An 11396-nucleotide genomic window follows, 5' to 3' on the forward strand; every position below is an offset into this window, starting at 1 on the left:
CGCAGCGCCATACCAAAAAAAACCCGCCAGCACCAGTGGCAACAGGGGCGGGACCTGCCTGCTGTCTCCCGCCTGCCGGCGTACCCGAACCGATAGAGTGGCGCTACGCTGGGGCACGGTCCGCCCTGGCGACGTTGAACCCGAATTCCTGCCTGCCAGAACCGTCCATGACGTCCGACACGGTCGATACGGCCGCTCCTTCCATTGGCGCCCCGCTGCGCCGCTGGCTGCCCATGCTGATCTGCGGCATGGGCTACTTCGCCCTTGCCGCGCTGGGCATCTGGCTGGCGCGCCTGCCTGGCAGCGTGGCCACGCTGTGGCTGCCCAATGCCTTCTGCCTGGGCCTGCTGCGGCTGCGCCCGCGCGCCGAGGCACCGTGGCTCCTTGCGAGCATGGCCGGCGCCAACCTGGCAGCCAACTTCCTGTTCCTGGACGGCGCCGACACCGCCGTGCTGCTGGCCGGCGCGAACCTGTTCGAAGTCGCCTGGTCCGCACGGCTGCTGCGCTTTGTCTGCGCGCATGCCGGCGCGGAGCGCCTGGGCCCGCTCGGCAATTTCGCGCTCACGCTCGGCGTGGCCTGCGTGCTGGGCCCGGCGCTGGGCGCCACGGCCGGCGCTGCGGCCCTGACCTGGCTGGCCGGCAACCGCTTTGCCAGCATCTGGTGGCTCTGGTGGCAGGCAGGTGCGCTTGGCATGGTGGTGCTGCTGCCGCTGGCACTGACCATCAACGCGGCGCGCGAGCGCGCGACGTTCGCGCGCAAGATGCTGCTGCCGCAGGCGGGGCTGCTGGCGCTGTGCCTGGCCATCGGCGCCTTCGCGCTCTGGCAGGGCCATGACCCGTTCGTCGCCATGTCGCTGCCGCTGGTGCTCGCGGCCATGTTCGCCAACCCGTTCGGCACGGCGCTGCTGACGCTGCTGGCCACGCTGACCATGGAACTGGCCGCGGTGGCGGCGCAGGTGCAGCAGTCGGTGCCGCTGTCGGCGGCGCTGATCATGGTGTTCCCGGTCTGCATCGCCTACCTGGCCGAGCAGAACCGCCACGGCCGCGCCAGCCTGCACAGCAGCGACCAGCGCTTCCGCCTGGCCATGGAACACTCGGCCATCGGCATGGCGCTGACCGGGCTGGACGGCCGCTGGCAGACCGTCAACCGCGCGCTGACGGACCTGCTCGGCTACAGCCCCGCGGCGCTGCAGCAGCAGCGCTTCCAGGACATCACGCATCCCGACGACCTCGATGCCGACCTGCGCCAGGTGCAACGGCTGCTGGCCGGAGAGATCGAGTCGTACCGCATGGAAAAGCGCTTCCTCCACCAGGACGGCGTTTACCGCTGGGCCCTGCTGGCGGTGTCGCTGGTGCGCGACCAGCAAAGCCGCAGCCCGCTGCATTTCATCGCGCAGATCGAGGATATCCACACGCGCAAGCTTGCGCAGGAGCAGTTCGAACAGCTCTCGCGCCGCACCCAGCTCGCGGTCGAAGCCGGCGGCGTGGGCATCTGGGAATGGGATTTCACCAGCTCCGGCATCACCTGGGATGCGCGCATGCACGCGCTGCACGGCACCGAAGCGGCGCGCGGCGCGCCGGTGATCGCTCAATGGATTGCCATGCTCCACCCCGAGGACGTGGCGCGCGTGAACGGCGAGATGCGCAAGGCCATCCGCGGCGAAACGCCGTTCGACACCGAATACCGCGTGGTGCGGCCCGATGGCGACGTGCGCCACGTGCGCGCCATGGCCAATGTCACGCGCCGTGACGACGGCACCGCGCTGGCGCTAGTGGGCACCAACTGGGATATCACCGAGCAGCGCCGCCTGACCGAGGCGCTGTTCGAGGAAAAGGAGCGCCTGCACATCACGCTGCAGTCGATCGGCGACGCGGTGATCTGCACCGACGCCGCGGTCCGCGTGACCTTCATGAACCCGATCGCCGAACAGCTCACGGGCTGGACCATGGCCAGCGCCAGCGGCCTGCCGCTGGAGCGCGTGTTCCGCATCGTCGATGAAATCACCGGGCTGCCCATTCCCAGCCCCGTCGAAGCCTGCCTGCAGACGCTCACGCCCGCCTACCTGCAGGAGGGCGCGGTGCTGCAGAGCCTGACCGGCGAGCGCCACGACGTGCAGGACTCCGCCGCCCCGGTGCTCACCGCCTCGGGCAACGTGCTCGGCGCGGTGCTGGTGTTCCAGGACATCACCACGGCGCGGGCGATGCAGCGCGAGCTGGCCCATTCGGCCATGCACGACGCGCTCACCGGCCTGCCCAACCGCACCTGGTTCGAAAAGCGGCTGCGCGAGGCCTGCGACGCCGCGCGCACGCAGGGCCATCACGGCGCGCTGTGCTTTATCGACCTGGACCGCTTCAAGATCGTCAATGACACGGCCGGCCACGGCGCCGGCGACATCCTGCTGCGCGAACTGGGCTACCTGATCCGCAACCATGTGCGCGCCGACGACCTGCTGGCGCGGCTCGGCGGCGACGAGTTCGGGCTGCTGCTCAAGGACTGCACGGTCGACCAGGCCGAGGCCATCGCCCAGGGCGTGATCGACGCCATCCGCAGCCGGCGCTTCCCGTGGGACGGCCGCGTGTACGACGTGGGCGCCAGCATCGGCATTGCCGCCATCGACCAGGACGTGCCGCCGGTGGGCGAGCTGATGAGCCGCGCCGACGTGGCCTGCTACGCCGCCAAGGCGGCCGGGCGCAGCCGCCTGTCGGTCTATCGCCGCGACGAAAGCGACGCGCGGCGCCACCATCGCGAGCTGGAGGTGGCCGCGGGCATCCACTCGGCGCTGGAGGGCAACCGCTTCCGGCTGTTCGCGCAGGAAATCCGCGCGCTGCAGCAACAGCCCGCCGACGGCCGCGAGGAACGCCATATCGAGATCCTGGTCCGCATGGTCGACGAGGATGGCGAGATGATCATGCCCGGCGCCTTCATCCCGGCCGCCGAGCGCTATGACCTGATGGGACACGTCGACCGCTGGGTCATCCGCAACGTGCTGCGCGAATACGGGGCGCGCCTGTGCGCGGTGCCGGGCCTGTCGGTGTCGGTCAACCTGTCGGCCAATTCGCTGGACGAGCCTTTCCTGCTGCCGTTCCTGCATACCGAGCTGGAGCAGTCAGCCCTGCCCGCCAGCCGGATCCGGATGGAGATCACGGAAACCGCGCTGATCAACAACATGGCCGCCGCCAACCGTGTGGTGACCGAAATGCGGCGCGCCGGCTGCACGGTGGCGCTGGATGATTTCGGCTCCGGCCTGTCGTCGTTTTCGTATCTCAAGCAGTTCCCGGTGGACTATCTCAAGATCGACGGCAGCTTTATCCGCAACCTGGCCGACAATATGGTCGACCGCGAGATCGTCAGCTCGATCAACGATATCGGCCACCGGCTCGGCGTGCGGACCGTGGCCGAATGGGTGGAAGACGAGCGCACGCTGAACGTGCTGCGCGCGATCGGCGTGGACTACGCGCAGGGCTATGCCATAGGGCGCCCCGTGCCGCTCGATGCCTATCTCGCTGACTGCGAGAACGTTATCGCGCGGAAAGTGACCCAAGGCCCATAACACGGGCTTTCAGCTCTTCGAAGGCCAACGCAGTCATTCGGTAATCCGAACGACTGCCGCTCCCGGTATCCGGATAGCCGAACACGGGCGCCGGCATCACATTTTTTCTCCTTTATTTTCAGTGGCTTAGCCTGCCTTCGAGGGCATGCGGCCCTGGCACGCCTTGTGCAATGTATGGCGCCACCGACAGGGCCAACAGGCAGTCAGGCCGTCCCAGCGACGCGCCGACAAATGCCAACACCAAGGAGGAGACATATGACGGAACCCGACCATCAACCAGTCCGCGCCGCCCCGGCGCGATTGCGGCGCCTGTTGCCCCGCTGACGTCCCCGGCCTGCGCCGGCGCGACGCACCGCCCTTGCCGGCGGCACAGCGTTCCGGCCTTGCCGATCCCGCAATACAGCCGTCCGGCTCCTTTCCCGTCCGCGGGCGAGGCACCGGGCGCACGGCCTGACCCACGATGAAACTGAACCGACTGCCCACCCTGATCTTCATTGCGATGCTGCTTGGCGTGCTGGTCGGCACCGCCGCGCACAATCTGTCGCCGGACGCCGCCACCGCCAAATCGATTGCGGACCACCTGTCCATCCTCACCGACGTGTTCCTGCGGATGATCAAGATGATCATCGGCCCGCTGGTGTTCGCCACGCTGGTGGCCGGCATCGCCAGCATGGGCGACGGCCGCGCCGTCGGCCGCATCGGCATGAAGGCGATGGCGTGGTTTATCGGCGCGTCCATCACCTCGCTGCTGCTCGGCCTGCTGATGGCCAACCTGCTGACCCCTGGCCACGGCATGAACCTGCCGCTGCCGGCCGCCGACGCCGCCTCGACGCTCAAGACCGGTTCGCTGAACCTGCGTGACTTCGTCGCGCACATGTTCCCGAAGAGCTTCGTCGAAGCCATGGCCACCAACGAGATCCTGCAGATCGTCGTGTTCTCGCTGTTCTTCGGCTTTGCGCTGGGCACGGTCAAGGACGGCGTGGGCAAGCCGGTGCTGCAAGGCATCGAAGGCCTGGGCCACGTCATGCTGAAGGTGACCAACTACGTCATGGCGTTCGCGCCGGTGGGCGTGTTCGGTGCCATCTCGGCCGTCATTACCGCGCAGGGCCTGGGCGTGCTGGCGGTCTACGCCAAGCTGCTGGGCAGCATGTACCTGGCGCTGGCGCTGCTGTGGGTGGCGCTGATCGGCGGCGGCTACTTCTTCCTGGGCCGCGACGTGTTCCGCCTGCTCAAGGGCATGCGTACGCCGCTGATGATCGGCTTCGCCACGGCCAGCAGCGAATCGGCCTACCCGAAGGTGATCGACCAGCTGACCCACTTCGGCGTCAAGGAGCGCATCACCAACTTCGTGCTGCCGCTGGGCTACTCGTTCAACCTGGACGGCTCGATCATGTACACCTCGTTCGCCGCGCTGTTCGTGGCCCAGGTGTATGGCATCCAGCTGTCGCTGACCCAGCAGATCACCATGCTGCTGGTGCTGCTGGTCACCAGCAAGGGCATCGCCGGCGTGCCGCGCGCCTCGCTGGTGGTGGTGGCTGCCGTGCTGCCGATGTTCGGGTTACCGGAAGCCGGCATCCTGCTGGTGCTCGGCATCGACCACGTACTGGACATGGGTCGCACTGTGACCAATGTGCTTGGCAATGCCATTGCCACGGCTGTCGTCGCCAAAAGCGAAGGCGCCATCGGCGCGCCCGTGCCGTCCGACGAGGATGAACCCGTCGCGGACAGCGCCCCTGCCCTGGCACCCGGCCAGGTGATGGCGGGCAAGTAAGCCGTCCTGTTCCCGCAGGACACGCGCCGGAGCCCGGCTGCCGATCAGGCAGCCGGGCTTTTTTCTGCGCTCTACTGCAACTCGATCTTTGCAATCGCAGCCAGCCGCTTCCACCTGGCGATTTCTTCCTTCTGATAGCTGTGCAGTTCCGCAGGCGTGGAAACAATCAGCGTTGTGGACTGGCGCTGGTAGTAGTCCCTGACCTCGGCGGACGCCGCAGCCTGGTTGAACAGCTCGCCCAGGCGTTGCGCGACCGGCTCGGGCGTCCTGGCGGACACCGCCGCCGCCACCCAGTTGTAGGCCAGGAAGTCCGGCACGCCCGCCTCGCTTGCGCTCGGCACGTTGGGCAACAACGGCGAGCGCTGGGGGGCCGTGTAGGCCAGTGCGCGCAGTTTGCCCGACTTCACCAGCTCGATGGCGCCGCTGGCGTCCACCACCGCGAAATCGACATTGGCGGCCAGCACGCCGTTGATGGCATCGCCCGCGCCCTTGTAGGGCACGCCGGTCGTCTTCATGCGGCTCTGCTCGTTCAGCCACTCGCTGTACAAGGTGTACGAGACGGAGCCAGTGCCGTAGTTGAGTGCTCCGGGGCGCTTGCGCGCGTCCTCCACCAACTCGCCGAGGGTTCGATACGGTGAGTTCTGCGGCACGATGATCAGGCACGGTCCGCGCGACAGCAGCGTGATCGGCCTGAAATCGGTCAGCGGGTCGTAGGGCAGCTTGCGGAAGGTTGCGGCGTTGGTGGAGAGCGTGGAATTGCTGCCAATGAATACCGTGTAGCCATCGGCCGGCGCACCAAGCAGCGTCTGCACGCCGATGAAGCCGTTGCCACCGGGCTTGTTCTCGACCACCACGCCCTGCCCTGTCAGGTCGCCGATCTTCTTGGCAAAGACGCGCGCGGTCATGTCAGTGCCACTGCCCGACGGAAACGGCACGATGAAACGGATCGGCCGGTTGGGGAAGCCTTGCGCCCATGCGGGCGGCAGGCCGGCCGCGCACGCCACGCCTGCCATCAAGGTGAAACGTCGCCGCGAAGCGCTGAAAGTGGTGGTCATGTGGTCTCCTGTCATGCGTCCGGCGGCATCTCGCGCCGGTATCGGTACTTCAGTGAATGCCCGGCCCGGCGCACGCTAGCGCTTGAGCCCCAGCAGATCGCGGGCGATCACCCAGCGGTGCACTTCGGACGGGCCTTCGTAGATGCGCATCAGCCGGGTTTCGTTGGCCATCTGCTGCAGTGGCATTTCCTTGGTCATGCCCATGGCGCCGAATGCCTGCATCGCGTGGTCAATGACGTCCCATGCCATTTCCGTGGCGAATACCTTGATCATCGAGACCTGGGTGCGGGCCTCGTCGCCGTTGTCGATGCGGGCCGCGGCCTCGTAGGTCATCAGGCGGCACGCGTGGATGCGCGTGGCGGCGTCCGCAACCCACCACTGGATGGCTTGCCGGTCCGCCAGCGCGGCGCCGAAGGTACGGCGTTGCGGCGCGTACTCGCACAGCATGTCGAGCGCGCGCTGCGCCCGGCCGATGCACCAGGCCGCCATCTGCACGCGGCGGCTGGACAGCCGCGCCTGCATCGGCGCGAAGCCCTGCCCTTCCACGCCCAACAGTTGGGAATGGGGAATGCGGCAGTCTTCCAGCACCAACTCGTAGGTGCTGGCGCCGCCGATCATCGCGATGCGCCGCTCGACCTTGAAGCCGGCCGTGCCGCGATCAACGAGGAAGGCGGAGATCCCGCCGCGCGCGCCGCGCGTCTTGTCGGTGACGGCCATCACGATGGTCCAGTCGGCGCGCGCGGCGCGGCTGATCCAGATCTTGCGTCCGTTGAGCACCCAGTCATCCCCGTCGCGCTCGGCACGCGTGGTCATCATGGCGGGATCGCCGCCAGCGCCAGGCTCGGAAATGGCAATCGCGGAAATCGTCTCGCCCCGTGCGTACGGCTCCAGATAGCGCGCGCGTTGCGCCGCGTCGGCGGTCTTCAGCAGCATGCGCAGGTTTGGAGAATCGGGCGGCAGGTCGTATGGCGTGACGGTCTTGCCCAGCTCTTCGTTGACGCCGACCATCGCCACCACGGGCAAGTCCGCGCCGCCCATCTCGGCGGGGGCGTCCAGTCCCCACAGGCCCAGTTCGCGCGACATCCCGTCGAGCCGGTCCTGCTCCTGCGGGGTCAGCATGAATTGCCCGCCCTCGGCCTCGCGCGCCAGCGCGGCCGGCTCGAGCGGAATCAGCTGTTCGCGGACGAAGCGCGCCACCAGGTCCTTGAGCATCTGGTGTTCTTCATCGAGTTCGAAATGCATGCGTGGTCTCCTGAAAAAAAAATCTCGTGGCGTCAGGCCGCGACCGCGGTACCGGCGATCGCGTCGATATCGCACGGCGCCAGGCCGGCCTCGCGCAGCACTTCCGCGGTGTGCTCGCCCAGCAACGGCGCGTGGCGGCGCAGGGCCAGCGGCGTGGCCGAAAACCGGGCCGTCGGACGCATTTCGCGCAAGGGCCCTTCAGTGGGATGCACGGTGGGCTGGAACAATCCGACCGCTTCCAGATGTGGATGCGATGGCAGTTCGTCGGGCGCATAGATCGGCGTGGCGGGGATATCGAGCGCGTCGAACAGCGCCATCCACTGCGCCGTGGTGCGATCCGGCGTGATCTCGCCGAAATGCTGGTACAGCGCCCGGATGTGGGTATTGCGCTCGGCACGGCTGGCAATGTTGTACTTCGCGGCCAGGTCCTCGCGGTCCACGGCGCGGAAGAACGCCTTCCAATGCCGGTCCGTATAAGGCAGTGCACAGATCCAGCCATCGGCGGTCCGCGCCGGCCGTCTGCCGCCGCCCAGCAGCCGCACATAGCCGGCCCCTCCCGTGGCGGGATCGAAGGTCAGCCCGGCAAGATGCTCGGCCATCACGAAGCTCGCCATGGTCTCCAGCATCGGCACTTCAACGGCCTGCCCCTCGCCATGGCGCTCACGGTGCAGCAGCGCGGCCAGTACCGCGTTGGCCAGCGCAAGGCCCGTGGTCTTGTCGGCGATGAGGCTCGGCACGTACTCTGGACGGCTGCCGGCGGCGGCACCCAGCGATACGAGACCGCACGCGGCCTGGATGATGTCGTCGAAGGCAGGCTTGTCGCGGTGCGGGCCGTCCTGGCCGAAGCCGGTCGCCACACAGTAGACGATGCGCGGATTCATGGCGGCCACGGCGTCATAGCCGAAGCCCAGTCGCTCGATGGCGGCCACGCGCATGTTGTGGATGAAGACATCGGCGCCGGCGATCAATTGCCGCAGGGCCGCCGCCCCCGCTTCGGTCTTCAGGTCCAGCACCACCGAACGCTTGTTGCGGTTCAGCGCCAGATAGATCGAACTCATGCCCGGATGGCGCGAGACGCCGTTGGCACGCATCAGGTCCCCTTCGGGTCCCTCGATCTTGATGACGTCCGCGCCCAGGTCGGCCAGCGATTGCGTGGCGAGCGGCCCGAGTACGACCGATGTCAGGTCCAGCACGCGGATGCCGTCGAGCGGGCCGTCGCAAGCGGATTGCCTTGATTGCATCGTTTCTCTCCTCAGCTACGCTGAAACACGGGCGTGCGGCGTTCCGCCATGGCGGCAACCCCCTCCCGAAAATCCGCGGTGGCAAACTGCGCACGCTGAATGGACAGCTCGCGCTGGTTGGCCTCGTCAATGCGGTCCGCCAGGCCCAGCCGCAGGGTTTCGCGCGTGCTTTCCACGGCCAGCGGCGCAGAAGCTGCAATCTCATGCGCCAGTGCCATGGCATGAGCGCGCACGACTTCCTTCGCGACCAGTTCGTCGGCCAGGCCGATCCGTACGGCTTCCTCGCCGTCGATGCGCCGGCCCGTGTAGAACAGGCGTGCTGCCTGTTGTTCGCCCACCAGCCGCGGCAGCGTCACGCTCATGCCAAAGCCGGGATGAAAACCGAGCCGGTTGAAATTGGCGCTGAAACGCGCTTCGGGGCAGGTCACGCGGAAATCGGCAACCAGCGCCAGGCCCATCCCGGCGCCGATTGCCGGCCCCTCCACCGCCGCGACGATCGGCTTGCGGTTGCGATAGAGCTTCATCGCCTGCGCATAGAACGCCGCTGGATCGCGCGACACAGTACCCGCGCCACTGAAATCGGCCCCGGCGCAGAAGGTGCCGACGCCGGAGGCCAGCACCACGGCGCGGCAGCCGTCGTCTTCATCGAGCCCAAGCAATATCTCGGCGAGCTGCCGCATGACGTCGACGTCGACGAAGTTGTGAGGGGGCCGGGATATCTCGATCTGCGCGACGTGCGCGTCGCGGCTCAGCGTGATGACAGCAGAAGCGGAGGTCATGGCGAAGCATTCCAGGGGTGAAGAATGCAACCAGTATTCGCTGGCCAGCGCGGCTGCGCTACACTGCAATTTCGGATTCTGAAATTGCTGCGGGTGCCGCAGGACGTGTACGTCGCGGCGCCGCGCTTCCCTGCCATGCCCACTTCCCGATCCGCCTCACCGCCGCGCACGAGTTCGCGCACGTCCGCCCACGCGGCCGAGCCGTCGAGCCGAGAGCTGACGCACAGCACGGGCTGCTTCACGCGGCAGACCGAAGGCAGCCAGTCGCTGGAGCGCGGCCTGATGCTGCTGCGCGCGTTTCGCATCGGGTCTTCGAGCCTGACCAATGCGGAACTTGCCGCGCGCACCGGCCTGCCCCGGCCAACGGTGAGCCGGCTCACGCGCTCATTGGTGGACAGCGGGTTCCTGCGCTATGACACCACCGAACGCGCTTACCGCCTGGCCGCCGTGGTGGTCAGCCTGGCGGACGCCTTCTACCATGCAGTCGAAGTGCCGGAGATCGCCTTGCCGCTGATGCGCGCGATTGCCGAAACGGAAATGGTCAATGTCGGCCTTGCCGTGCCGGACCAGACCGCGATGGTCTACCTGGCCTCCGTGCGCTGCAGTAGCGACAGCGTGTCGCGTACGCGGCGCGTGGCGCGCGGCACAAGGATCCCGATGGAACAGGCCTCGATCGGCATGGCCTGGCTTGCCTGCGAAACGCCGGCGGTACGCGCCGAATTCCTGGCGCGGATCGAACGGAAGGCAGGTGACGACTGGCCGGCCGTGAGCAAGGCGCTATCGCGCGGCATCGGCCAGGCACAGAGACTGGGCTACTGCACTGCCAACTACCAGCCGGGGCACCTGACCGCAGTCGGCGCTGCGTTTCGCGGCCCGGACCATCAGTGGTACGGCCTCAATATCAGCTTCCCGCACAAGCCCAGCGAGAAGAGGCGGGACGTGGCCCGGTACGCGCCGCTGCTGCTCGACCTGGTCGGGAAGATCCGGGCGGCGTGCGGCATCGTCGACGATGCAACGTAGGACCACCTGTTTCACCATCAAGCCTTGGCGTAGGTGTCGGCCGACAACACCTCAAGCGCAACGAAGGGCTGGTCGCCTTCAACCCAGGCTTCGTGTCCTGGCGGGATCGTGTACGAATCGCCAGCGCTTATTGTCTTCTCGGTTCCGTCTTTCATTCGAACGGTAAGACGTCCGGATACTGCATAGCCCACATGGGAGGCCTGACAGTGGTCGGTCTTCGCGACCGGCTTGATGCACTCCGACCACCGCCATCCGGGTTCGAAATTGAAGCGCCCGATGGTGAAGCCTTCAAGCTGGACGACCTCGATCCGCGTCTTCGCCGGGGCGCGAACTTCGTCGGGCGACGCGTGGGATTTCACCTCAAATCTGGTTACGGCAACTGGGGCTCCCATGTCTTCACCTCCGTCTATCCAAAAAAGAACGGTTGCCACCGACCGGAACAACAACGCACCGGAAGACGGATTGGCGCTGCCCGGCGGGGACAATCCAAATCTAGTACAGACGGACGGAAAACAGGTGCGGTTCCAGCGTGTCGCTCGTGCCTGGACGGCTGCCGTTGCGAATGTCTGGCGCTTCATGACGACGAATCGGCTGGCCACGAACGTCGCCTTCCCCAAGGCTCGCTAATCCCCGAGCGCCCGCCAGGGAATCCGTCCCCTGCGCAAGATGCCACCCATCCCGGTGTGGTAAAAATAGGCCCCGCCGAAGCCCCCGGCCCTCGCCCCAAAACCAGCCTT

The 11396-nt window shown here is 67.2% G+C and carries 8 protein-coding genes; 3 read left to right on the forward strand and 5 right to left on the reverse strand.

Features of this window, described 5'->3' with window-relative positions; translation table 11 throughout:
- Positions 1-167: 167 nt before the first annotated feature.
- Positions 168-3551: a diguanylate cyclase gene (locus tag AC3FKG_RS16575; protein ID WP_488743577.1), complete on the forward strand. Its 3384-nt coding sequence runs from the start codon at positions 168-170 to the stop codon at positions 3549-3551.
- Positions 3552-4011: 460 nt separating this feature from the next.
- Entirely contained in the window at positions 4012-5322 is a 1311-nt protein-coding gene (locus AC3FKG_RS16580; RefSeq protein WP_483710625.1) for a dicarboxylate/amino acid:cation symporter, read from the forward strand.
- Between the two features lie 71 nt (positions 5323-5393).
- Here AC3FKG_RS16580 and AC3FKG_RS16585 read toward each other — a convergent pair whose 3' ends face one another.
- The 4 genes from AC3FKG_RS16585 to AC3FKG_RS16600 all read right to left on the reverse strand — a co-directional run bounded on the left by AC3FKG_RS16585 (position 5394) and on the right by AC3FKG_RS16600 (position 9639).
- Positions 5394-6377, reverse strand: coding sequence for a Bug family tripartite tricarboxylate transporter substrate binding protein (locus AC3FKG_RS16585; RefSeq protein ID WP_483710624.1), 984 nt, complete (start codon positions 6375-6377; stop codon positions 5394-5396).
- A 75-nt stretch (positions 6378-6452) separates the two neighbouring features.
- On the reverse strand, positions 6453-7619 hold the full coding sequence (locus tag AC3FKG_RS16590; RefSeq protein ID WP_488743578.1) for an acyl-CoA dehydrogenase family protein: 1167 nt from the start codon (positions 7617-7619) through the stop codon (positions 6453-6455).
- A gap of 32 nt (positions 7620-7651) precedes the next feature.
- Complete coding sequence (locus AC3FKG_RS16595) at positions 7652-8860, reverse strand: CaiB/BaiF CoA transferase family protein (protein ID WP_488743579.1); 1209 nt, start codon at positions 8858-8860, stop codon at positions 7652-7654.
- Between the two features lie 11 nt (positions 8861-8871).
- Entirely contained in the window at positions 8872-9639 is a 768-nt protein-coding gene (locus AC3FKG_RS16600) for an enoyl-CoA hydratase/isomerase family protein (protein WP_488743580.1), read from the reverse strand.
- A gap of 135 nt (positions 9640-9774) precedes the next feature.
- Between AC3FKG_RS16600 and AC3FKG_RS16605 the strand changes: the two genes are divergently transcribed.
- Positions 9775-10659 carry an IclR family transcriptional regulator gene (locus AC3FKG_RS16605; protein ID WP_488743581.1) on the forward strand — a complete coding sequence of 295 codons (885 nt, stop codon included), beginning with the start codon at positions 9775-9777 and terminating at the stop codon, positions 10657-10659.
- A 17-nt stretch (positions 10660-10676) separates the two neighbouring features.
- Here AC3FKG_RS16605 and AC3FKG_RS16610 read toward each other — a convergent pair whose 3' ends face one another.
- Positions 10677-11258, reverse strand: a complete 582-nt coding sequence (locus AC3FKG_RS16610) for a cupin domain-containing protein (RefSeq protein WP_488743582.1) — start codon at positions 11256-11258, stop codon at positions 10677-10679.
- Between the last annotated feature and the right edge of the window lie 138 nt (positions 11259-11396).

Source organism: Cupriavidus sp. 22TCCZM04-2 (assembly GCF_057798895.1).